Source organism: Tahibacter sp., from assembly GCF_035481375.1.
GTDB lineage: Bacteria > Pseudomonadota > Gammaproteobacteria > Xanthomonadales > Rhodanobacteraceae > Tahibacter.
Genome location: NZ_DATIGT010000216.1, coordinates 17,909 through 41,823, shown reverse-complemented (window position 1 = coordinate 41,823; position 23,915 = coordinate 17,909). Strand labels below are relative to the sequence as shown.

General features: G+C 67.5%; 21 protein-coding genes. 12 read left to right on the top strand and 9 right to left on the bottom strand.

All coding sequences use genetic code 11. From position 1 onward, the window contains the following. The 7 genes from tagH to tagF form a co-directional block, all read left to right on the top strand. Positions 1-1,387, top strand: a 1,387-nt coding sequence (tagH, locus tag VLF18_RS14265; protein ID WP_325280301.1) for a type VI secretion system-associated FHA domain protein TagH, incomplete at its 5' end; no start/stop codon positions are given. Then, positions 1,384-2,226 carry a PP2C family serine/threonine-protein phosphatase gene (locus tag VLF18_RS14260; protein WP_325280300.1) on the top strand — a complete coding sequence of 281 codons (843 nt, stop codon included), beginning with the start codon at positions 1,384-1,386 and terminating at the stop codon, positions 2,224-2,226. The genes tagH and VLF18_RS14260, both read left to right, overlap by 4 nt. Before the next feature lie 120 nt (positions 2,227-2,346). Next, positions 2,347-2,928, top strand: coding sequence for a type VI secretion system lipoprotein TssJ (tssJ, locus tag VLF18_RS14255; protein WP_325280299.1), 582 nt, complete (start codon positions 2,347-2,349; stop codon positions 2,926-2,928). Between the two features lie 42 nt (positions 2,929-2,970). Next, positions 2,971-4,305: a type VI secretion system baseplate subunit TssK gene (gene tssK, locus VLF18_RS14250; protein ID WP_325280298.1), complete on the top strand. Its 1,335-nt coding sequence runs from the start codon at positions 2,971-2,973 to the stop codon at positions 4,303-4,305. A gap of 77 nt (positions 4,306-4,382) precedes the next feature. Next, entirely contained in the window at positions 4,383-5,675 is a 1,293-nt protein-coding gene (locus VLF18_RS14245; protein WP_325280297.1) for a DotU family type VI secretion system protein, read from the top strand. After that, positions 5,675-9,274, top strand: a complete 3,600-nt coding sequence (gene tssM / locus VLF18_RS14240; RefSeq protein ID WP_325280296.1) for a type VI secretion system membrane subunit TssM — start codon at positions 5,675-5,677, stop codon at positions 9,272-9,274. The genes VLF18_RS14245 and tssM overlap by 1 nt, the downstream gene beginning before the upstream one ends. Then, entirely contained in the window at positions 9,274-9,870 is a 597-nt protein-coding gene (tagF, locus tag VLF18_RS14235) for a type VI secretion system-associated protein TagF (RefSeq protein WP_325280295.1), read from the top strand. Before tssM ends, tagF begins: the two co-directional genes overlap by 1 nt. Before the next feature lie 204 nt (positions 9,871-10,074). Here tagF and VLF18_RS14230 read toward each other — a convergent pair whose 3' ends face one another. Further along, positions 10,075-10,587, bottom strand: coding sequence for a hypothetical protein (locus VLF18_RS14230; RefSeq protein WP_325280294.1), 513 nt, complete (start codon positions 10,585-10,587; stop codon positions 10,075-10,077). Between the two features lie 186 nt (positions 10,588-10,773). Between VLF18_RS14230 and VLF18_RS14225 the strand changes: the two genes are divergently transcribed. The 5 genes from VLF18_RS14225 (at position 10,774) to VLF18_RS14205 (ending at position 14,141) form a co-directional block, all read left to right on the top strand. Continuing rightward, the gene (locus tag VLF18_RS14225) at positions 10,774-11,871 is read left to right on the top strand and encodes a nucleotidyltransferase domain-containing protein (RefSeq protein ID WP_325280293.1); all 1,098 of its coding nucleotides are present in this window, start codon (positions 10,774-10,776) and stop codon (positions 11,869-11,871) included. Next, positions 11,871-12,632, top strand: coding sequence for a nucleotidyltransferase domain-containing protein (locus tag VLF18_RS14220; protein ID WP_325280292.1), 762 nt, complete (start codon positions 11,871-11,873; stop codon positions 12,630-12,632). Before VLF18_RS14225 ends, VLF18_RS14220 begins: the two co-directional genes overlap by 1 nt. 63 nt (positions 12,633-12,695) lie before the next feature. Beyond that, positions 12,696-13,043: a cupin domain-containing protein gene (locus tag VLF18_RS14215; RefSeq protein ID WP_325280291.1), complete on the top strand. Its 348-nt coding sequence runs from the start codon at positions 12,696-12,698 to the stop codon at positions 13,041-13,043. A 68-nt stretch (positions 13,044-13,111) separates the two neighbouring features. Continuing rightward, a complete protein-coding gene (locus VLF18_RS14210; protein WP_325280290.1) occupies positions 13,112-13,579 on the top strand; it encodes a MarR family transcriptional regulator in 468 nt (155 codons plus the stop codon). Positions 13,580-13,715: 136 nt separating this feature from the next. After that, positions 13,716-14,141 (top strand): organic hydroperoxide resistance protein, encoded by a 426-nt coding sequence (locus tag VLF18_RS14205; protein ID WP_325280289.1) that lies wholly within the window; start codon positions 13,716-13,718, stop codon positions 14,139-14,141. Between the two features lie 72 nt (positions 14,142-14,213). Here VLF18_RS14205 and VLF18_RS14200 read toward each other — a convergent pair whose 3' ends face one another. The 8 genes from VLF18_RS14200 to VLF18_RS14165 form a co-directional block, all read right to left on the bottom strand. Next, complete coding sequence (locus tag VLF18_RS14200; RefSeq protein ID WP_325280288.1) at positions 14,214-14,882, bottom strand: GNAT family N-acetyltransferase; 669 nt, start codon at positions 14,880-14,882, stop codon at positions 14,214-14,216. Beyond that, positions 14,879-15,043, bottom strand: a complete 165-nt coding sequence (locus VLF18_RS14195) for a hypothetical protein (RefSeq protein ID WP_325280287.1) — start codon at positions 15,041-15,043, stop codon at positions 14,879-14,881. The genes VLF18_RS14200 and VLF18_RS14195 overlap by 4 nt, the downstream gene beginning before the upstream one ends. Before the next feature lie 62 nt (positions 15,044-15,105). After that, the gene (locus tag VLF18_RS14190; RefSeq protein WP_325280286.1) at positions 15,106-17,265 is read right to left on the bottom strand and encodes a hypothetical protein; all 2,160 of its coding nucleotides are present in this window, start codon (positions 17,263-17,265) and stop codon (positions 15,106-15,108) included. Between the two features lie 175 nt (positions 17,266-17,440). Further along, the gene (locus VLF18_RS14185; protein WP_325280285.1) at positions 17,441-17,743 is read right to left on the bottom strand and encodes a hypothetical protein; all 303 of its coding nucleotides are present in this window, start codon (positions 17,741-17,743) and stop codon (positions 17,441-17,443) included. Between the two features lie 310 nt (positions 17,744-18,053). Continuing rightward, positions 18,054-19,472, bottom strand: a complete 1,419-nt coding sequence (gene hydA / locus VLF18_RS14180; protein WP_325280284.1) for a dihydropyrimidinase — start codon at positions 19,470-19,472, stop codon at positions 18,054-18,056. 88 nt (positions 19,473-19,560) lie between these two features. Next, positions 19,561-21,060 carry an NCS1 family nucleobase:cation symporter-1 gene (locus tag VLF18_RS14175; protein ID WP_325280283.1) on the bottom strand — a complete coding sequence of 500 codons (1,500 nt, stop codon included), beginning with the start codon at positions 21,058-21,060 and terminating at the stop codon, positions 19,561-19,563. 99 nt (positions 21,061-21,159) lie between these two features. Beyond that, positions 21,160-22,431, bottom strand: coding sequence for an NAD-dependent dihydropyrimidine dehydrogenase subunit PreA (preA, locus tag VLF18_RS14170; RefSeq protein ID WP_325280282.1), 1,272 nt, complete (start codon positions 22,429-22,431; stop codon positions 21,160-21,162). 1 nt (position 22,432) lies between these two features. After that, complete coding sequence (locus VLF18_RS14165; RefSeq protein ID WP_325280281.1) at positions 22,433-23,800, bottom strand: NAD(P)-dependent oxidoreductase; 1,368 nt, start codon at positions 23,798-23,800, stop codon at positions 22,433-22,435. Positions 23,801-23,915: the final 115 nt, after the last annotated feature.

The following is a 23,915-nucleotide window of genomic DNA, read 5'->3' as shown; positions in this document are numbered from 1 at the left end:
GCCCAAGCCGGTGCAGATGATCCCCGACGATTTCGACGTGTTCTCGCCGCCGACGCCGCCGGCGCCCGCCTCCGCTTTCGGCATTCCGGCGAGCGACGTGTCGATCGAGGATCTCAGCGAAAAGGCCGCGGTGCGCGAGGTGTTCTCCGAACTGCAGGCGCTCGGCAGCGATGTGCTCGCCGAGCCGATGGAGGAAGCGCGCCAGCGCCAGCGGGTGCTCGAACTCAACAAGAATCCGCTCGACCCGCTCGAGATGCTCGATGTCGGCCGCGTCGAGACCAGCGCGAGCGTGTCGCTCGATCACGGCCTGGAAATCGATTCGCTGTTCGTGCTGCCGGCCGCGCTGTCGGAAGACGGCACGCCGATCCAGCCGTCCGTCGCGATGCCGCCGCCGACGCCCCCGCCGGTTGCGGCACCGGTGCCCAGCGGACCGACGAGCGCGGCCGAGCGCATGATGGCCGACCTGCTCGGCTCGGGACCGCCGCTCGATCCGACGACGGCGATCACGCGCTTCGACGACCTCGTGCTCGGCGACGTCGCGCAGCCCGGCATGACGATGCCGGCCGCACCGATACCGGCGGCACCGATGCCGCCTGCGCAGGCCGCGGCGCGCAGCGCACCGATTCCGCCGGCCGCCATGCCGCCGGCACCGCCCGTCGCTTCGACTCCGACTCCGGCCGCTATCGCGCCGCGCGCCGCAGCGCCGACGCCCGCGCCGGCGCCGATGCCGAGCGCTGCGCCGGCCGTCGCCGCCGCGCCGGTCGCAGTGACATCGGTCGATCACGACGCCGCGGCGATCCTGCGCGCCGCATTCGCGCGCGGCTGCGGCATCGACATCAACCACATCAGCGAATTCACGCCGCAGGCGATGGAGATGCTCGGCCGCATCGTCGCAGCGATGACGGCCGGCACGATCCGTCTGATGCACGGCCGCTCGTCGACGAAGCACGAGATGCGCGCGAACGTGACGATCATCGCGACCGACGGCAACAATCCACTGAAATTCGCGCCGGACGGCGCCGCGGCGCTGACGCAGCTGCTCGGCCGCGGCTCGCCGGGCTTCATGCCGCCGCTGCGCGCGATCGACGATGCGTTCGACGATCTGTCGGCGCATCAGGTCGGCCTGCTCGCGGGGTCGCGCGCGGCGATGTACGACGTCGCGGCGATGCTCGGTCCGGAACGCTTTCTCGCGCGTGCCGGCGAAAAGAGCGGCCTGGAAACGGTGATGCCGGCCAAGCACAAGGCGCGGCTGTGGGACCTGTACGAGAGCGGCTATCAGGAAATGGTCGGCGAAGCGCGCGAGGAGTTCGAGAACCTGTTCCAGCGCGCGTTCGCGCGCGCCTACGAGCAAGAGATCGACCGCATCAATACGGGGAAGAGCCGGTGAATACCTATGTCGCTGGCAGCGGTGTCCGCATCGAATTCGCGACCCTGTCGGGCCAGGGCGGCCGCGAGTACAACGAAGACGCCTGCGGCTACTGGACCTCCGACGGAGGTGCGTGCTTCATCGTCTGCGACGGCGCCGGTGGCCACGGCGGCGGCGACGTCGCCTCGGAAACGGCCGTCCGCACGGTGCTGTCGGCGTATTCGCATTCGCCCGACCTCACGCAGCAGAACATCGAACGCATCATCACGCAGACCGACGTCGCGATCCGCTACGGGCAGCAGCTGGCGGGCGGCCTGCGCAAGATGAGCGCGACGGTCGCCGCGCTGTTCTTCGACGGTCCGGCGCAGAAGGCGCAATGGTCGAATCTCGGCGACACGCGCCTGTACCTGTTCCGCAAGCGCAGCTGCCGCCAGCTCACGAAGGACCACAGCGTCGTGCAGACCTTCGTCGACGCGGGCGTCATCAGCGAAAGCGAGATCCGCAACCACGCCAAGCGCAACCTGCTGTTCGCCGCGCTCGGCATGGGCGACGGCGTGCCGCCGGCGGCGCTCGAGACCGCGTTCGACGTCGACGACGGCGATGCGTTCCTGCTCTGCACGGACGGCTTCTGGGAAGTCGTGCTCGAGGCGGAAATGGTCGAGCACCTCACGCGCGCGGATTCGGCCGAGGAATGGCTGCTGCAGATGGAGCAGCTGATCCAGTTGCGCGGCACGCCGCTGCAGGACAATTACAGCGCGCTCGCGGTCTGGGTCGGTCGCCCGAACGAGATCACGATGCCGTGGCCCGACCAGACCAGCGTCGCGAACCTCGTCGCCGAGGCGAGCCCCGATCCGGTCTGAGCGTCTGCGACTGCGGTCGCCGACGCTTTCGTTTCGCCGTTGTCATCACCGCGTTTCGCCCGACGGACAAGCTCCCCCGACTCGTCCGCCGCCCTCAAACCCACCAGTGCCGCCAACGCCATGACTGCCAACCGCTCGCCTGCGTCGTCCTCCACACCCCTGTCTGCGAGCGCGCTCGTCCGCCTCGCCGGACTGCTCTGCTGCCTGCTGCTCCTGGGCGCGCTCGGCGCCTGTTCGTCGGCACCGAAGAAGCGCAATCCGGTCACGGTCGAAGTCGTCGTGACCGCCGACAGCAAGCTCAATCCCGACATCAACCTGCGCCCGTCGCCGGCCGTCGTCACGGTGCTGAAGCTCAAGCGCGCCGCGCCGTTCATGACCGCCGACTATTTCACGCTGGCCGACGAAACCAAGGGGGATCTCGACGGCGTGGTCGTCTTGAAAGATCCGTTCCCGGTGCAGCCCGGCGCGACGGTCAAGAAAAGCTATACGTTCGACGCCGACGAGGATGCGATCGGCGTGATGGTCGGCTTCCGCGACATGGAGAACAGCGTCTGGCGCGCCGCGCTCGACCTGCCGCCGCAGCGCAAGAAGTGGATCAAGCTTCCCGAGTTCCTCAAGAGCGGCAAGCCGACGGTCGAGTACAAGGTGAACCTGCAGGAACGCAAGGTGACGCTGGAAGGCCCGCCGCTGAAGAAGAAGTGATCGCCATGAGCCGACGCCGCACTGCCAGCCAGGGAAGGTGAGATGGATCCATACAAGAAAGTCGTCTGGGCCGAGGGCATGTTCCTGCGCCCGCAGCATTTCCAGCAGCAGGAACGCTATCTCGAATTCCATGCGCACCAGCGCAGCCTTGCGGCCGAGCCGTTTTTCTGGGGTTTTCGCGAGCTGCGCCTGGACGTCGCCGCGCTTGCGGTCGGCAAGCTCGCGATCCAGAACGCGGTCGGCCTGCTGCCCGACGGCACCTCGTTCGCGTTTCCGGTGCAGAGCGCCGCTCCCGAGCCGCTGCATTTCAACGAAGGCGTCGTCAACCAGACGGTCTATCTCGCGCTGCCGCTGAAGCGGCCCGGCACCGAGCACGTCGTGTTCGAGGACCATCCGGCCTCGCTCGCGCGCTACACGGTCAGCGATTCCGTCGTGCGCGACGAGAACTCGATCGCCGGCGAACCGGCCGACCTGCAGCTCGGCACGCCGCGCCTGCGCCTCGTGCTCGAAAAGGATCTGGCCGACGGCTGGCTCGGCGTCGGCGTCGCGCGCGTCGTCGAATGCCGCAGCGACCGGCAGCTGCTGCTCGACAGCGAATATATCCCGCCAGTCGTGTCCTGCTCGGCGTTCGCCTACCTGCTGTCGCTGCTCAACGAACTCCACGGCCTCGTGAATCAGCGCGCCGACGTGCTGGCCGACCGTCTGAGCCAGCCGGGCCGCGGCGGCGTGTCGGAAGTCGGCGAGTTCCTGCTGCTGCAGATGCTCAACCGCTACCAGCCGCTGATCGCGCACCTGATCAATCCGTCGGTGCTGCACCCGGAGCGCTTCTATGCGTCGCTGGTGCAGATCGCGGGCGAACTCGCGACCTTCATGGAAGCCTCGCGCCGGCCGACGACGTGGCCGCACTACGACCACGACGATCTCTACGGCTGCATCATGCCGCTGATGTTCCTGCTGCGCCGCGGCCTGTCGAGCGTGCTCGAACAGAACGCCGTGCAGATCGACCTGCAGATCCGCAACTACGGCGTGCGCGTCGGCCATGTCAGCGACACGGAATTGCTGCGCAACGCGCAGTTCATCCTCGCCGTGCATGCGGCCACGCCGCCGGAAACGCTGCGGTCGAACTTCCCTACCCAGGTCAAGATCGGGCCGGCCGACAAGATCCGCGATCTCGTGAACCTGCACTTGCCCGGCGTCGGCCTGCGCCTGCTGCCGGTCGCACCGCGCCAGATTCCGTATCACGCCGGCTATCACTACTTCGAAATGGATACTTCGGCAGACTTGTGGAAACAGCTGCAGAACACGGGCACTCTGGCGCTCCACGTCGCCGGCGAATTTCCCGACCTCGAACTCGAATGCTGGGCGGTGCGCCGCTGAGCGGCGCCCGCAGGCGGCGCGCTCGCCACGCGCCGCGCTGACATCCGGCTGGTACTGAACCCCTGACAGAACCGACCATGTCCAACCCTTCGTTCAACGCCGGCAACAATCGCACGTTCGTGATGCCGAGCCCCGGCGGCGCCGCGGCGCCGCTGTCGGCCGGCGCGCAGCCGGCGTGGCAGTCGCACGAACCGGAGATTCCGTCCGGCAACTCGCCGCTGATCGCGCTGGCCAATCCGATCCTCAATCTCGTCTACCAGATCCGCACGCTGGTGCACAACGCCGATCCGGAGAAGCTGCGCAACTACCTGGCCGACGAGATCCGCCGCTTCGATTCGGCGGCCAAGGCGCAGGGCATTCCGGCCGAGCACATCGTCGCGGCGCGCTACTGCCTGTGCACCGTGCTCGACGAAGCCGCGGCGCAGACGCCCTGGGGCGGCTCGGGCGCCTGGTCCAAGAATTCACTCCTGGTCACTTTCCACAACGAGACCTGGGGCGGCGAGAAGTTCTACCAGCTGCTCGCCAAGCTCGCACAGACGCCGGCGCAGTACATCGACGTGCTGGAGCTGATGTACTACTGCATCGCGCTGGGCTTCGAGGGGCGCTATCGCATCGTCTCCAACGGCCAGAGCCAGCTCGAAAACCTCAAGCGCCGGCTCGCCGACATCATCAAGACATCGCGCGGCGTGCCCGACCGCCCGCTGTCGATCCACTGGCAGGGCCATGCGGCCGAGCTGCCGAAAATCTGGGGCATGATCCCGGTCTGGGTGACCGCGATCGTCGCGGTGCTGCTCGGCGTCGGCTTCTACATGCTGCTCGCGTTCTGGCTCGCGGCGCGGTCGGACAAGAGCTTCATCGCGATCAGCAGCCTGAAGCTGCCGACGCCGCCGCCGGTCGTGCGCGACGCGCCGCCGCCGCTGCGCTTCTCGAAGTTCCTCGAAAAGGAAATCCGCGAAGGACTCGTGTCGGTCCGCGAAACCTCGGAACAGAGCACCGTGACGATCCGCGGCGACGGCCTGTTCGAATCCGGCAGCGCGACGATGCGGCCGCAGTTCCGCGACATCGTCGACCGCATCGCGGCGGCGATCGGCGAAGTGAAGGGCCGCGTGCTCGTCAGCGGCCATACCGACGACCGGCCGATCCGCAGCGTGCGCTTCCCGTCGAACTGGGAGCTGTCGCAGGAGCGCGCGCGCGCGATCGCGACGCAGATCGACGCGACCGTGCGCTCGCCCAGCCGCATCACCACCGAAGGCCGCGGCGAAGCCGATCCGATCGCCGACAATGCCACGCCGGCCGGACGCGCGCAGAACCGCCGCGTCGAAATCACGGTGTTCGCGTCGCCGGCCGAGCTGAACAAGGAGGTTCGCTAGTGTTGCGCCGTCTGTTCTCGCTGATCTTCAACCGCTACGTCTTCATCACGCTCGGGCTGATCGCGCTCGCGCTCGCGATCTGGTTCCTCGGCCCGCTGTTCGCGTTCGCGAACTACCGGCCGCTCGAACCGACCGTCGTGCGCATCTGGATCATCGTCGGCATCTTCGCGCTCGTGCTGCTGCGGCTGCTGATCCGCGTCTGGAAGAAGCAGCGCATGAACGCGCGGCTCATCGACGCGGTCATGGGCCTGCGCGAGAACAAGCCGGCGGCGCCGGACGATCCGTCGCGCGCGGCGATCGACGAACTTCGCGCGAACTTCGAGCGCGCGCTCGGCCAGCTCAAGAAGACGCGCTTCGGCGGCAAGAAGGAAGGCGGACTGCTCGCGCAGTTCGGCCAGAAATACCTCTACCAGATTCCGTGGTACGTCTTCATCGGCGCGCCCGGGTCGGGCAAGACGACGGCGTTGCTCAACAGCGGACTGCGTTTCCCGCTGGCCGAGGAAATGGGCAAGGAGAGCATTCGCGGCGTCGGCGGCACGCGCAGCTGCGACTGGTGGTTCGCCGACGAGACCGTGCTGCTCGACACCGCGGGCCGCTATACCACGCAGGAAAGCGATGCGGCGGCCGACAAGGCCGAGTGGGAAGGCTTCCTCAAACTGCTCAAGCGCTTCCGCCCGCGCCAGCCGCTCAACGGCGCGATCCTGACGATTTCGGTCGCCGATCTGCTGACCTCGAGCGAGGACGAGCGCGTGCGCCACGCGGCGCGCATCCGCGCGCGCCTCAACGAGCTGACCGAGAACCTCAACATCGCGTTCCCGATCTACGTGCTCGTGAGCAAGGTCGACCTGCTCGGCGGCTTCAACGAATACTTCGCGAACCTCAGCAAGGAAGAACGCGCGCAGGTCTGGGGCTTCACGCTGCCGCTGCAGCTGAGCGGCGAGGTGAATCGCGAAAAGCTCGGCAAGGACATGGAACAGGAGATGGACGCGCTCGCGCGGCGCCTGTTCGACAAGCTGCCCGAGCTCATGCTGACCGAGAACGACACGGCGCGGCGCGCGCGCGCCTACACGCTGCCGCAGCACTTCTCGAACCTGACGCCGCTCGTGCGGCAGCTGCTGCAGAACGTGTTCGCCGATTCGAAGTTCGCGCCGACCGCGATGCTGCGCGGCGTCTATTTCACGAGCGGTACGCAGGAAGGCACGCCGTTCGACCGCCTGCTCGGCAGCCTCAATCGCAGTCTCGGCTTCGACGGCCGCGTGTCGCTGCAGCAGACGCCCAAGAGCGGCAAGAGCTTTTTCCTGCGGGACCTGCTGCACAAGGTCATCTTCCCCGAAGCGCATCTGGCCGGCCGCAACCGCCGCGCGGAACGCCGCGAGCGCTGGCTCAGCATCGCCGGCCATCTCGGCGTGATCGGCCTGCTGACGCTGGCCGTGCTCGGCTGGGCCGTGAGCTACAAGCGCAACACCGGCTACATCGATTTCGTCGACTCGAAGACGTCGCTCGTCGACGGGCATCTCAAGGGTATCCAGAAAGGCGAAGGCGGCACGCTGCTCGAACTGCTGCCCGGCCTGAACGCGCTCGCGAAACTCGCCGACGGCCCGAACTTCACGGTCGGCGATCCGCCGGTCAACCTGACCTACGGCCTCTATCAAGGCACCAAGCTCGACGCGGCCGCACAGGCCTCGTACCGCAAGGCGATCGAAAGCGCGCTGCTGCCGCGCATCGTGCGGCGCCTCGAAGAGCTGCTGCGCACGACGCCGGAAGACAACCTCGAGCTGACCTACGAGACGCTCAAGGTCTATCTGATGCTCAGCGATCCCAAGCACTACGACGCAGCGACGGTCGAAGCGTTCCTGCGCCTGGACTGGGAACGCAGCCTGCCCGCCTCGGCGACGCAGGAGCAGCGCGACCAGTTGTTCGCGCATCTCTCGCGGCTGCTGTCGGCCGACTCCGTGGCCTCGCCGTTCCCGGTCGACCAGGAACTCGTCAAGCAGAAGCGCGAGCAGCTTGCGCGCTACTCGCTCGCGCAGCGCGCCTACAGCCGCCTGAAGAACCGCCTCAACAACGGCTCGCTCAGCGACTTCACGGTCGCCGAGGCCGGTGGTCCGCAGGCGACGCTCGTGTTCCGGCGCGCGAGCGGCCAGCCGCTGACCAAAGGTATCCCGGGCCTGTTCACGTTCCACGGCTATCACAACGTGTTCCTGCCCGAAGCCGAATCGGTGCTCGGCCTGCTCGAACTCGAGGAAGCCTGGGTGCTCGACCGCGTCGCGCAGCGCCCGCAGCAGCAGCTCGAAGCGCTGACCGAGGGCGCGCTGCAGCGCGACCTCAAGCGCCTCTATCTGCACGAGTACGTCGGGCTCTGGGAGGCTTATCTCGGCGACGTGCGGCTCATCGATTCCTCGTCGATGTCGCAGAGCATCGAGACCGCGCGCATCCTCTCGGCGCCCGACTCGCCGATCGCGCAGTTCCTGCGCGCGGTTGCGCGCGAGACGACGCTGATCAAGCCCGAGAACGCGAACGACCAGTCGCTGCTGAACCAGGCCAAGCGCCAGGTCAACACGGCCGCCGACGACCTGCGCCGCACGCTCGGTCCCTCGATGGTGCCGGCCGCCGCGCGCAAGGAAGAACGCCTCGAGCGCATCGTCGACGACCGCTTCGAACCGATCCGCCGTCTCGTGCGCACCGACAGCGGCGCACCGCAGATCGACAACGTCATGAAGCTCTTCAACGAGGTCTACATGAACATGTCGGGCACGCAGGCGGCGCTGGCGACGCGCACGACGCTGAGCGTGCCTTCGACCGAAGTGCTCACGCGCATCCGCGCCGAGGCGGCGCAGCTGCCGATGCCGCTGCGCGGCATGCTGGAAAACCTCGCCGAAAGCAGCAGCCGCCAGACCGACGGCAGCATCCGCAGCACGCTCGGCGGAGAACTCGACAGCTCGCTCGGCGAGTTCTGCCGGCGCGCGATCCAGGGCCGCTATCCGTTCGAGCGCTCGGCGACGCAGGAAGTCACGCTCGCGGATTTCTCGCGCATGTTCAGCCAGGGCGGCATGATGGATCAGTTCTTCCAGAGCCGCCTCGCACCGATGGCCGACGTGTCCGGCGCGACCTGGGTACTGCGCCAGCCCGGCGGCGGACAGGCTTCGCTCGCCGCGTTCCAGAAGGCCGCGCGCATCCGCGACGTGTTCTTCCCGTCCGGCGGCAAGGCCATGGACCTGTCGTTCGAATTCAAGGTGCTCGAAATGGACGCGACGATCGAGCAGATGACGCTCGACGTCGACGGACAGGTGTTCCGCTACGCGCACGGGCCGCAGGTGCCGCAGCGCGCGACCTGGCCGGGCCCGCGCGCGACGAACCAGGTGCGCATCGTCACCGCGAGCGCGCGCGACGGCGAGAAATACATGGTCAAGACCGGACCCTGGGCGCTGTTCCGCCTGTTCGACGAGGGCGAGATCCGTCCGGGCGCAGGCCCCGAGCGCTTCGTCGCGGCGCTCCTGATCCACGGCAAGCGCATCGTCCTCGAAGTGACCGCGAGCAGCGTGCAGAACCCGTTCCGGCTGCGCGAACTCGTCAGCTTCTCGTGTCCGGGCCGCATCTGATGGGTGGCGTCAACCTCGTCGGCGAGTTTGGTTTCTACGGCAAGATTCCTGCGCTCGGCGATTTCGTCACGCGCAGCCTGCCGCGCGAGCAGGTCGGCGTCGTCGACGAGTGGATGCAGGAAGGCTTGTTCGCGCTGCGCTCGATCTCCGAGAACTGGCTCGACAGCTATCTCGTCGCGCCCGTCTGGCAGTTCGTGCTGCCGACGGGCATCTGGGCCGCCGCTCCGCTGTGCGGCCTGCTGATGCCGAGCGTCGATCGCGTCGGCCGCTATTTCCCGCTGTTCGCCTGCGCGCCGCTGGCCGCGATGACGAACGGCGACGCCGGCACGCCGTGGCGCCGGATGTCGCGGCTCGCGCAGGATCTGCCGCGCGTGCTGCACGAACAGCTCGACGCCGAGACGTCGCTGCAGCTCGTGCAGGATCCAGCGCAGAACCTCGCCGAAGACTGGCGCGGCATCATCAGCCTCGCCGACTTCAATCCCGCAGGCAGTCGCTCGATCTGGTGGTCCGAACGCACGCACTACATGCCGCTGCGCGAATACCAGCACCGCGGCAGGCCGGATACGGAGCTGTTCCTGCGGCTGTTCGGGCACTGATTGAAAGTGCGCAGGTTGGCGGTGCGCCGCAGGCGCCCCCCGACGTCGAGGTGATCGCGCACGGCGAACGTCGGGCGAAGGAATCTTTTTTGCCGCCGTCGGACCGTCTCGCGGACCTTTCCTTCGGCACGCGGTCTTCGTGGCGTCGCGATCGTGATGTCGGGATTCGCCGGAGGCTCGCCCCAACCTGCGTGGCCCGCGCGCCTATCTCAAACGCTGCAACTCGTCCTCGATGTCCGCGAGCAGCGGCTCGACGGTTTCCTGTGCTTTTTCGCGCGCGTTGAGCGCGGTGAAGTCGACCGGCTGCGGCGGCGCGCTGAACAGCAGTTCGCCATTGCTCGGCCGGTAGGCGCTCAGGCTGAATTCCGCGCTGTAGAGCGTCGAGACGTTGCCGTAGTACTCGATGTCGGTCGTGCCGATCGGATTCGCGTCGAGATAGAACACCGCGTCGGCCTTGCGCGCGTAGGCCTGCGGTTCCGATTCGCGCGAGCGGCCGTTGGCCTGGATCACCCGAAACCCCTGATCGCGCGCGAGCGCGCCGATCGCGTCGCGTGCGGGCCCGGCGATGACGCTGTCGCCGCTGACGACGATTGCGATCGTCGGAGCGCGCCGCGCCGCGGCGCGCGTGACGTCCGCAGCCTGCAGCGGCGCCGCGACGACGAACATCGCCGCCATGGCGGTCGTGAAGTACCCGAGGCCGATCGTCCTTCGCTGCATGACTCCCTCCGAAAACCGCATCGCCCCCCGGCCTGCGCATCATAGGTAGCAACCGTTCGGCGGGAACGCGACCAATTGGCACTTTTTCCTTTCGCGCACGCGCACGGACCCGGATCGACAGGTGCCCGACCACCTCGATAGACTGGTCGGCCCGGCACGAGCCTGGCATCGCCCGGCAGGCTCACCGTGACCGACGACCCGACCTTCATCCCGCCGCCCGCGCATCGCATCCTGTTCGAATGCGTCGCCGGCAGCCGCGCCTACGGCACGGCGTCGGCCGACAGCGACGTCGACATCCGCGGCATCTTCGCGCTGCCGCGCGCGAGCTATATCGACCTCGCGCCGCCGCCGAACCAGATCGCCGACGCGCGCAACAACATTGTCTACTACAGCCTGCGCCGCACGATCGAACTGCTGAGTGCGGCCAATCCGAGCCTGCTCGAATTGCTGTTCATGCCGGACGACTGCGTGCGTGTCTGCGCGCCGGAAATGCGGGCACTGCTGCAGCGGCGTGCGCTGTTCGTGAGCCGGCGCTGCGCCGACACGCATGTCGGCTACGCGCTGAGCCAGATCAGGAAGGCGCGCGGTCAGAACAAATGGATCAACCAGCCGAAGCCGGAGCAGCCCCCGCGCAAGGAAGACTATTGCCACGTGATCCGCCGCGATCGTCTGCTCGCGGTCGACGCCGCGCCGTGCCGGCCGCAGCCGCTCGCGGCGAGTGGCCTGCGGCTCGACGAATGCCACGCGGCGCGGCTCGAACATGCGCGCGATGTCTATCGCCTGTATCACTACGGCGCCGGCGCACGCGGCGTGTTTCGCGGCGACGCGCTCGCGGTCGAGTCGATTCCCGCGGACGACGAGTCCGCGCATTTCGCCGGCCTGCTGCTCTACAACGAACAGGGCTGGAAGCAGGCCCTCGTCGATCACCAGAACTACTGGACCTGGCGGCGCGAGCGCAACGAGGCGCGCTGGCGCCAGCAGGAAGCCGGCGAACTCGATTTCGATGCGAAGAACCTCATGCACACGATCCGGCTGCTGCTCTCGGGCAAGGCCATTCTCGAGCGCGGCGCGCCGCTGGTCCGCGTCGACGGCGACACGCTGCACCTGCTGCGCGACATCCGCGCCGGATGTTTCCGCTACGAAGAAATCCTCGCGATGGCCGATACGATCGTCGCCGACTGCGAACGGCTCAGGCCGCACAGCGACCTGCCGGAAGAAACCGATGCCGCCGCAGCGAACGCGCTGCTGCACGAACTGACGCACGACTGGGAAAGCCGCAGATGATGACCCCGACGATTCTCGATGCGCTCGACACGATCGAGCGCGAACGCAACGTGCGCGTGCTGTTCGCCGCCGAATCGGGCAGCCGCGCCTGGGGCTTCGCCTCGCCCGACAGCGACTACGACGTGCGCTTCGTCTACTGCCATCCGCGCGACTGGTATCTGCGCATCACCGAACCGCGCGACGTCATCGAACGCATGCTGCCGAACGACCTCGACGTCAGCGGCTGGGACCTGCGCAAGGCGCTGCGGCTGTTTCTGCGCACGAATGTCGCGCTCTACGAATGGCTCGGTTCGCCGATCGTGTATCGCGAGAATTCCGTCTTCGCCGCACGGGCGCGCGCGCTGCTGCCGCAGTATTTCCAGCCCGCATCCGCGCTGCATCACTACCTCGGCACGGCGCGCACGACGTTTGCCGATCACCTCGACAGACCGGAAGTGCGCCTGAAGAAGGTGTTCTATTTCCTGCGTCCGATCCTGGCCTGTCGCTGGATCGAGCAGACCCGCGCGCAGCCGCCGACCGAGTTCTCGAAACTCGTGGCGGCCGACTGGGTGACGGCGCATGAACGCGAGGTCATCGCGGAACTGCTGCTGCGCAAGGAGCTCGCGTCCGAGCGCGATACCGAAGCGCTCGATTCCGGCCTGCAGCGCTGGATGCGCGATCAGCTCGCGCATTTCACGCAGATCGGGCCGTCGCTCGCACGCCGGGTCGATGCCGGTCCGGAAGCACTCGATGCGCTCATGGCGGAACTCGTCGACGCCTGAGCGGTCTTCACGCCGTCTCCCGCTGCGCTGCGCACACTGCGGCGACGTCCGCTGGAGACTCGCATGCAGCACAAGGCACTGCGTTTCGGCAAAGGTTTTCGCGTCGCGTTCGATCTGCGCAAGGTGCAGGCCGCCGAAATGGTCATACCGCCCGGGGGCAGCGAAGGCGGCCCTGACAATCGCCATCGCGGCGCGGACCAATGGCTGTTCGTCGTCGCCGGCACGGGGCTCGCCATCGTCGACGGCAAGCGCCAGCGGCTGAAGGCCGGCAGTCTCGTGGCCATCGAGCGCGGCGAGCGCCACGAGATCCGCAACACCGGCCGCGGTCTGCTCAAGACATTGAATTTCTATTCGCCGCCGGCCTACGACGCCGACGGCGAACCGCGGGCGCCGGCCCGGCCGGCGGACTGAGGCGCGGCTGCGGACCCTCGACTAAAGTCGCTTGCAATTAAATAGCGCGCTATCTAATATCGCGTTCCATGAAGACCCGCACCGCCAGACCGGATGCCGCCTCGCCCCTGCTGCTCGACCAGCAGCTCTGCTTCGCGCTGTATTCGGCCAACCTCGCCATGCACAAGGTCTACCGGCCGCTGCTGCGCGGACTCGGCCTGACCTATCCGCAGTACCTCGTCATGCTCGTGCTTTGGGAGCGCGACGCGCAGACGGTCTCGGCAATCGGCGAGCGGCTCTATCTCGATTCGGCGACGCTGACGCCGCTGCTCAAGCGCCTCGAAACCGCCGGGCTGCTGACGCGCACGCGCGCCGCCAGCGACGAGCGTCAGGTCGTCATCGAACTGACGACCGACGGCCGCAAGCTGAGGCAGAAGGCCCAGGCCGTGCCGCAGTCGGTGTTCTGCGCCGCCGAATGCACGAGCGGCGAGCTGCTCGGTATCAAGGCCGAACTCGAACGGCTGCGCGACAACCTTGCAAAGAACAGTCGAGAGTGAAGAGGAGTGAGAAAAGAGATATCAAGCATCAGTTGAATAGCACGCGATCAAATCGCTCGCTATAAGCCACTCATTTCTCACCGCTCCTCACCCTTCCTCCGCTTCACCCCCAACCCCCAACGAAGGAAACGCCCCCATGTCCATCGCCAACGTTCTCTACCGCGCCCAGGCCAAAGCCACCGGCGGCCGTGACGGCCAAGCCACCTCGAACGACAACGCCCTCGACGTGAAGCTGTCGACGCCGCGCGAACTCGGCGGCGCCGGCGGCAGCGGCACGAACCCCGAACAGCTGTTCGCCGCCGGCTACTCCGCCTGCTTCATCGGCGCACTGAAGTTCGTCGCAGGCCAGCAGAAGATCGCGCTGCCCGCAGACAGCAGCATCGAAGGCGTCGTCGGCATCGGCCAGATCCCGCAGGGCTTCGGCATCGAAGTCGAACTCAAGATCTCCCTGCCCGGCCTGCCGCGCGAACAGGCGCAGGCGCTCGTCGACAAGGCCCATCAGGTGTGCCCGTATTCGAATGCGACGCGCGGCAACATCGAGGTGACGCTGACGCTGGTGTGAAAGCAGGAAAGAGCGGAGAGGAGTGAGTGATCGAGGAAGCTCTCACTCACTTCTCTTCACTCGCTACCTGTCTCACCGCTGCAGCACGTAATGCGCAAGCGCCGCACGATCCGCAAACCCCAGATGCTCATACACGCGCTTCGCCCGCACGTTTGCGGCGCTCACGTGCAGGAACGGCTGCAGCCCGGCGGCGAAGATGTCGCGCGTCACGAGCGCGACGAGGCGTTGCGCATAGCCTTTGCCGAGATGGTCCGGATGCGTACAGACGCCGCTGATTTCGCGGTGGCCCGGCAGGTCCATGCGCTCGCCGGCCATCGCGGCGAGGCGGCCGTCGACATAGATGCCGAGGTAGCGGCCCATGCGCGGCGTTTCGCGGCGGAAGTAGCCCGGATAGACGAGCCCGGTCAGTGCGAGCATGTCGTCGAGGTGCGCGGCGCCCAGTTCGATCGCATCGGGACCGGGCGGCGCATCCGGCGCGGACGCGCAGATCATCTGGTCGATGACGCCGTGATCGTGCAGTTCCCAGCCGGGCACCTGCGGCGGAATCACGCCGACGAGGTAGTAGGTATCGCGTTCGCCGAGTCGCGCGGCGAGTGCTTCGCCGCAGGGCGCATCGGCATTGGCGACGCCGACGAAAGGCGCGACATCGGGGTGGTAGGCGGCAGCCATCGCATCGCTGTCGCCGAGCGCGGCATGCCGCGTGCGCAATGCGTGCCAGATCGGATTGTCGAGTACCGTCATCGCGAGTTGTCCTCATCCGCGCCGCCGACGCGCAGCAGCACCCAGGGAGTCTGCGCCCCGTCTGCGTTGCGGCGTTCGCGACGGCGCCGCGACCCGAGTTCGCGGCTGCGCGCGCGCGCGGCCATTTCCCGCTGGCGCTGCTGACTCGTTCGTTTGCGCATGGCGTCGTTGCTGGCGGTTCGTTCGTCGGGGCCGCGTATTCTGCCGCGCCCGACGCGCGGCGTCAGCGCGCCGCCGGCAGCAGCCGCGGCTGCTGCGCATACCACTCCGACGCCTTGAGCACGTGGAACTTGCGCTCGTTCTCGCGGAGTTCAAGCCCCAGCCCGAGCTTGGCCCAGCGCACGAACAGGTCGCCCTGCGCGCGTTTCTGCGCGAGACGCAGGCGCGCCTTGAGATCGAAGCGGTCGTTGCTCGCCGCAAGGTCCTCCACAACGATCGCCGAGTCGCGCACGACCGCGCGCGCCGACGCGTTGACCTCGCCCGCGTCGAGCAGTTTCAGCACCCAGCGCGGGTAGTCCTTGTGCCGCGTGAACAGCGCGAGCAGCAGGCTCGCATCCTGCAGCCGCACCGTCGCCGTGGAATCGATGCGCAGCGGCGAGCCCCACTGCAGACGGCCGCGGTCGAAGCGGATATCGGCCCACCAGCCGCCCTGCGTGGCGCGCTCGGGATCGCTGACCTTGACGTTGCGCAGGCCCAGGCGCGTGCCGTCCAGCACGAAGTCTTCCGCGGCGAGGTCGGCGCGCGCGAGCTGCGCGGCGACGTCGACATCGCCGCTGAATTCCAGATCGTTTGCCGCGAGCCGCGCCTGCCGGGCCTGCACCTGCAGACGTCCCTTGCCGGCCTTGCCGGCGGCATCGAGTTCGATGTCGCCGCTGAGCTGACCGCGGCCGCCGAGAAAGCGCAGCGCGTGACCGGGCAGATAGCGGTTCAGCGCGCGCAGGTCGGGCACGTCGGCGCGGTCGAACGCGAGACGCGCGTGCAGCGAATCGCGGAACGCGATGACGTGGCCGGTCGAGCGCAGTTCGAGCCGCAGATTCCTGCCGCGCACCATGGCCTTCTGCGGCGTGTCGACGGCCGCGACATCGAACTGCTGCACCGCGATGTCGACGCGCGGACGCAGTTCGCCGGCCTCGCTGTCGACGCGTCCGTCGGCGCGCGCGCGACCGGTGAAGCGCTGGCCGTGCACGTCGGCATGCAGCGCGACGTCGGGAATCGTCAGCGTGCTGCCGGCATCGATGCGGCCGTCCTTGAGCAGGATGTTCGCGACGATCTCGCCGGCGCCGGCCAGCGACAGCCAGCTCGCTTTCGCGAGCAGCGGACCGAACCAGTCCAGCGAATCGAAGCGCCAGTGCAGTGCGACTGAGCCGGATACGCGCGGCAGCAGCGGTGGCGCCTTGTCGTGCGGAATGATGTCGCGTCCTGCAATGACGAGATCGGCGGCGATCCGCCCGGTGCCGTCGGGCGGCGGCGGCAGATCGAGCGCGAACGCGATCGATTCGCCGATCTGCGCCTTCACACGTGCCTGCTGCGTCCACTGCCGGCCGCGCGAATCGCTCGCGTGCAGCGGCACGTCGATCGTCAGTGCGCCGCCCTGACGCAGCTCGCCGCGCTGCAGCGCGAGGTCGACCTGCACGCGGCCGCCTGCGCCCTTGTGCACCGCGCCACGCCAGCGCGGCTCTTCGTCCATGTGTACGAGGAATGCGGGAATGCCGCCGTCGAGCTTCAGGCCGATCTCCGCGAGCGCGAGCCGGTGCCAACCCGAGGCCTGCTCGCGCGTGTGCCGCGGCAGCGCGAACTCGGCCGCGAGCGTGCCGTCGCGCAGCCAGTCGACGTCTCCATGCTGCAGACGCAGCGTTTTCAACTGTGCGCGGGAAGGAAATATTTCCAACGCGCCGCCGCGCAGCTGCTTCCAGAGACCGAATTCCGCCGGCCCGTGCCCGGTCAGCGTGTGCGTACTCCAGCGGACTTCGCGCAGGCTGTCGGTCGCGATGCGCGGAAAATGCAGTACCCAGCCACCGGGACGCGGCTCGGGCGGCGCCAGTTCCTCGGCGAGATCGAGCGCACCCGAGACGTTGTGTGCCAGTACGCCGGGCACGCGCAATTCGCGCCGCAGCAGCGGCAGCAGTGCGATGCGCCCGGCGAGCTCGTCGGCCGACGCTTCCCAGCGAATCCGCCGCGCATGGCCGCGCAAGGTTGCGCGCCACAGCTTCACGTGGCCGGGATACAGGCTCAGCCCGCGCTCCCAGTGCAGCGTGAAGCGGTCCGGCTTGCGATTGATGACGCCCGGCGCGAATCCCGCGTTGAGAAAGATATTCGCAGCGAGCAGGTACAGCGCAAACAGCACGACCAGCATCCAGCCGATTCGACGCAAGGCTCTGGCCACGACGCGCACTCCGGCAGTTGGCCTGCCGAGGATGCCTCAAGCGCGCGCGGCTCCGGTAGCGGCGCCGTCAGATCGCGCCGGTACGGCGTCGGCGACGGCAGGGCGCGCCGGCGCTTGCGCCGCGCGCCGTGCCGTCGTGGCAGCGGACGCCGTTCATCGCCTCAACCCGGGGACATCACGAGCCGGACTCCGCCCGACGCGCAACGCCGGCAGCAACCTGCCTGCCTTCCTGCTGCGCCTTGTACACCGCGAGCAGCGCTTCATAACGCTGCTGGCCGACCGCCTGCGTGAACTGGCGCTTGACCTGCACGTACGACGCCTTGAATTCCGGATATGCCGCCGATGCGCCGAACAGCATCGCGACCTGACGCGTATTCAGGCCGGACTCGGCCGCGAGCACGTCAAGATTGATCGTGGTTTCTGCCATTGCCGAGGAACCGCACAGGGCCAGGGCAAGCGCTAAGTAACGGGCTTTCATGATGACCTCCACTCGGGCAAGTCGGACTGCGGGCCGACGCCGCGCGATCGTCGCGATCGCCTGCCGCCGCGGACTGCGCGCCGGCATGGTCATCTGATGCGATAAGAGGACGCGGTGTTGCGCGCGCGTCCGATAGCGGCAAGAAACGTACACTGCGTGCGTGACGTTCGGCAGAACTGCAACGCGCCTGGGCGAGGTTGCGGGAAATGCTGCGCAATTTGCGCAACGAGAGAATGACCAGGCGGAGTGTTTTAGGAACTGGAGAACAGCGCTTCGCGCAAGCCAGGACGCTTTCTCCAGTTCCTGGCCACTACGCTCTATTTCTTCGCTTCGCGTTCGCCTCGAACCAGCTTGCCTGCAGCGGCCGCGGCAGATAGCTGCCGGCACCGCGCTCGGCGCGCAGGTCGCCGTCGGTCCAGCACAGCCTGCCGGCGGCGATCGTGTGGCGCGCGAGACCCTGCACGGTGCGGCCTTCGAAGATGTTGAAATCGACGTTCTGATGATGCGTCTTCGCCGAGATCGTGCGCATGGCCTGCGGATCCCAGACGACGAGGTCGGCGTCGGCGCCCACTTCGACGGCGCCCTTGCGCGGATACAGGTTGAAGATGCGCGCCGCATTCGTAGACGTGACGGCAACGAATTCGTTCGGCGTCAGGCGGCCGCTGTTGACGCCGTAGTGCCAGAGCACGCCCATGCGGTCTTCGATGCCGCCGCAGCCGTTCGGGATCCGCGTGAAGTCGTCCTTGCCGGCGGCTTTCTGCGGCGCGCAGAACGTGCAGTGGTCGGTCGCGGTCGTGTGCAGGTGACCGGCCTGCAGCGCCTGCCACAGCGCTTCCTGGTGCTCTTTCGGCCGAAACGGCGGGCTCATGACGTGCGCGGCGGCGCGCGTGAAATCCGGATCGCGGTAGACCGAGTCGTCGATCAGCAGATGCCCGCCGAGCACTTCGCCGAACACGCGCTGGCCTTCGCCGCGCGCACGCGCGATTTCCTGCACGGCTTCGCGCGCCGACACGTGCACGATGTAGAGCGGCACGCCGATGACTTCGGCAATCCGGATCGCGCGATTGGCCGCTTCGCCTTCGACCGCACTCGGCCGCGACAGCGGATGCGACGACGGACCGGTCCTGCCTTCGGCCATGAGCTGCTTCTGCAGCTGGAACACGAGTTCGCCGTTTTCCGCATGCACGGTCGGCAGCGCGCCGAGTTCCAGTGCGCGGCGGAAACTGTTCACGAGGATTTCGTCGTCCGCCATGATGGCGCCCTTGTACGCCATGAAGTGCTTGAAGCTGGCGACGCCGTGTTCGTGCGCGAGGATGCCCATCTCGCGATGCACGGATTCGTCCCACCAGGTTACGGCGACATGGAACGCGTAGTCCGACGCGGCTTTCTCGGCCCAGCCGCGCCAGGCGCGGAACGCATCGAGCAGCGACTGCTTCGGATTCGGAATCACGAAGTCGATGATGCTGGTCGTGCCGCCGGCGAGACCCGCGGCCGTGCCCGAATAGAAGTCATCGCTCGCCACGGTGCCCATGAACGGCAGTTCCATGTGCGTGTGCGGATCGATGCCGCCCGGCATGACGAGCTGGCCGCCCGCATCGACGACGACGGCACCGGCCGGGGCTTCGAGATCGGCGCCAATCTGCACGATCGTTCCGTCGACGCAGAGCACGTCGGCGCGGTAGCTGTGAGTGGAATCGACGACGGTGCCGCCGCGGATGAGAAGAGTCATGATGGTCTCCGACAACTACCGAAAACCCTCCCCTTCAAGGGGAGGGTATGGGTGGAATGGGTTTCGCCGCGCCGTACCGACAATCGCGCTATCCCTGCGCGCCCGCGGGCGCCTGTTGCGCCACCTTCCCGCGCATCAGCACCGCATACACGAGCGCGGAAATGCCGAGTCCCGCAAACCACGCGTAGGTGTAGAGAACCTTGAAGAACCCCGGCACGCCGGCGAATGCCTGCGGAAACGCCGCATGCAGGAAGCCCGGCAGGTTCGGCAGCACGCCGGCCAGCAGCGCGACGATCGCGGCGACGTTCCAGCCGTTGCGATACGCGTACGCGCCGCGTTCGTCGAACAGATCCTTGAGGTTCAGGCGCGTGTCGCGCAACAGGTAGTAGTCGACGAGCATGATGCCGGCGACGGGCCCGAGCAGCGCGGAATAGCCGACGAGCCACGTGAAAATATAGCCTTGGGTGCTCTCGAGAATCTTCCACGGCATCGCGAGCAGCGCGATCGCGGCGGTGATGAGACCGCCGGTCCTGTAGGAGATGCGCCGCGGATTCAGGCTCGCGAAATCGTAGGCCGGGCCGACGAGATTCGCCGCGAGATTGCAGCACATGGTGTCGAGCGTCAGCACGAGCAGCGCGAGGCCGACGCCGATGCCGGTGAACCGGCTGGAGAGATCCACCGGATCCCAGATCGCCTTGCCGTAGATGACGACGGTCGCCGAGGTGACGATGACCGACATCAGTGCCAGCAGTCCCATCGGGACCGGCAGGCCGATGCTTTGCCCGATCACCTGATCGCGCTGCGAGCGCGCGAAGCGCGTGAAGTCGGGAATGTTCAGCGCGAGCGTCGCCCAGAAACCGACCATCGCGGTCAGCGACGGCCAGAACACGTTCCAGAACTGGCCCGCCTTCTCGCCGCCGTCGACGAACTTCGACGGCATCGACATCATGCTGCCGAAGCCGCCCGCATGCGTCAGCGCCCACCAGACGAGGAATACGCACATCACGATCTTGATCGGCGCGGACACGGTTTCGAGCCAGCGGATCGAGTCGGTGCCGTGCACGACGAAATAGAGCTGCAGCGCCCAGAACGCGAGGAAGCAGACGAGCTGACCGACGTTGATGCCGAGCAGCGGCAGCGGATCGGCGTGCAGCGCGTTGCCGGTCAGGATGTTCAGCAGCGTGTACATCGCCAGACCGCCGAACCAGGTCTGAATGCCATACCAGCCGCAGGCGACGATGGCGCGCAGCAGCGCCGGCAGCTTCGCGCCGTGCGTACCGAACGACGAGCGCACGAGCACCGCGTACGGAATGCCGTATTTCGTGCCGGCATGCCCGATCAGCAGCATCGGCACGAGCACGATCGCATTGCCGAGCAGCACCGTCGTCACCGCCTGCCACGGCGACATGCCCTGGTCGATGAGCCCCGCCGCGAGCGTGTACGACGGGATGCACATGACCATGCCGACCCAGAGTGCGGCGAAGTGATACCAGGCCCAGGTGCGTTGCGCCGGGGTCGTCGGCGCGAGGTCGGCGTTGTACAGCTCGCCTTGCGGGACGGCGGTATCGCTGGGGGACGCGGCGGTCATCGACGGCTCCGAGTAAGGCCCTCCCCTTCAAGGAGAGGGTTGGACGTTCAAGCCCTTCCCTTGAAGGAGAGGGCTCAGAAGAACGGGAGGGCTACACCGTCAAGCCGTCTCCTTGACGCTCGACGGATTGTTCGGATGCGTGGTCCAGTTCGCGTAGCCGCCCTCGTCGACGCGCTGCATCGTGATGCAGTTGTCGACCGGACACACATGCATGCAGAGATTGCAGCCGACGCATTCGCTGTCGACGACCTCGAAATGCCGCTTGCCGTCCTTTTCCTTGAGGATGGCCTGATGCGCCGTATCCTCGCAGGCAATGTGGCAGAGGCCGCATTTGATGCATTTGTCCTGGTCGATGCGCGCCTTGATGTCGTACTTGAGGTTCAGGAACTTCCAGTCCGTCACGTTCGGCACGGCGCGGCCGCGGAAGTCTTCGAGCGTGCGATAGCCCTTCTGGTCCATCCAGTTGGAAAGACCCGCGATCATGTCGTCAACGATGCGGAAACCGTAGTGCATCGCTGCGGTACAGACCTGTACGTTGCCGGCGCCGAGCGCCATGAATTCGGCCGCGTCGCGCCAGGTGCCGATGCCGCCGATCGCCGAGATCGGCAGGTTCGGCGTTTCGGTATCGCGCGCGATCTCGGCGACCATGTTCAACGCGATCGGCTTGACCGCCGGGCCGCAGTAGCCGCCGTGCGTGCCCTTGCCGTCGACGGTCGGCGTCGGCGCCATCAGATCGAGATCCACCGAGACGATCGAGTTGATCGTGTTGATCAGCGATACCGCGTCGGCACCGCCGCGGAAGGCGGCGCGCGCGGAATGGCGGATGTCGGTGATGTTCGGCGTGAGCTTCACGATGCAGGGCAGCCGCGAATGCTGCTTGACCCAGCGCGCGACCTGCTCGACGTACTCGGGTACCTGCCCGACGGCCGAGCCCATGCCGCGCTCGGACATGCCGTGCGGACAGCCGAAATTGAGTTCCACCGCGTCACAGCCGGTGTCCTCCACCATGGGAAGAATATATTTCCAGGACGCCTCGTCGCACGGCACCATCAGCGACACGATCATCGCGCGGTCGGGCCAGTCGCGCTTGACCTGGCGGATCTCGTCGAGGTTCACCTGCAGCGGCCGATCGGTGATCAGTTCGATGTTGTTGAGGCCGGCGATGCGCTGGCCGTTCCATTGCACGGCACCGTAGCGCGAACTCACGTTGACGACGTGCGGATCGAGGCCGAGCGTCTTCCAGACCACGCCGCCCCAGCCGGCCTCGAACGCGCGGATGACGTTATAGGCCTTGTCGGTAGGCGGGGCCGAAGCCAGCCAGAACGGATTCGGCGAACGCACGCCGACGAAGTTGTTGCGCAGGTCCGCCATCTCAGTTCTCCGCCTTGCCGTTGCCGCCGAGGCGGGCATGGATCGCACGCGCCGCACGCTTGCCGTCCTCGACGGCCTGCACGGTCAGATCGACCTTGCTGCCGACGCAGTCGCCGCCGGCCCAGACGCCGCGCACCGAGGTCTCGAATTCCGCGTTGACGACGATGCGGCCGTTCCGGGTCTCGATCACGGCGCTGCCGTCGCCGTTCGCGCGCGGCGCGAGCAGGGACTGGCCGATCGCCTTGAGCACGGTGTCGGCCGCGAGCATCAGGTAGTCGCCGCTGCCGGCGAGGCGGCCGGCCTCGTCGAGCTGCGTGTATTCGAATTCGATCGCGCTGACCGCGCCGTCGCCGAGAATGCGGCGCGGCTGCGCCCATTCGATCACGGTGACGCCCTGGGTCTTCGCGAACTCCTGCTCGGCCCAGGTCGCGCTCATGCTCGCGCTGCCGCGGCGATAGACCATGGTCACCGACTCGGCGCCGAGTTTCTTGCTTTGTATCGCCGCATCGATCGCCGTGTTGCCGCCGCCGATCACGACGACACGGCGGCCGACCGGCAGCTGTGTGAAATCGTCGCACTGGCGCAGATCGGCGATGAAATCGACCGCGTTGCGCACGCCGGCCAGCGCTTCCCCTTCGATGCCGAGCGCGTTGACGCCGGAAAGACCGAGACCCAGGAAGACCGCGTCGTAGTCGCGACGAAGATCGGCCAGATGCAGGTTCTCGCCGAGCGCGCGATTGCCTTCCCAGGCGATGCCGCCGACCGACAGCAGCCACTCGATCTCGCGCGCCGCGAATTCGAGCACCTTGTATTCGGCGATGCCGTATTCGTTGAGCCCGCCGGGCTTGGGCTTCGCGTCGAAGACCGTCACGTCATGGCCGGCGCGCGCGAGCGCGTGGGCGCAGGACAGCCCGGCCGGCCCCGCGCCGACGACCGCGGCGCGCTTGCCGCTGGCCGGGGCACGCTCGAACAGCGGCGTGTTCGTCTCGAACACCCAGTCTGTCGCGTAGCGCTGCAAGGCGCCTATCTGCACGGGTTGCGATTCGGCGGTATTCCGGACGCAGCTGCCTTCGCAGAGGATCTCGGTCGGACAGACCCGCGCGCACATGCCGCCGAGCACATTGGCGCCGAGGATGTCGGTCGCCGCACCGCGCAGGTTGTCGGTCGTGATGCGGCGGATGAAGCTCGGAATGTCGATGCCGGTCGGGCACGCTTGGATACACGGCGCGTCGTAGCAGTAGTAGCAGCGCTGCGCCGCGATCAGCGCGCTCTGTCGATCGAGCGGCGGCGCGACATCGTCGAAATTGCGCGCGAGCTGCTCGGACGACAGGCGTCCCGGAGCAATGTCGGCATGGTCTTTACGGCTCATTCGTTCTCCTGGGGGCGCCTGGGAGGGAATCGCGACGCCGCGCGTCGGCCGAAGCGAACGTCGGACGAGAGGCGCAGCCATCGGCGAAAAGGGTCGGGACGGAACCTGCAGGCGG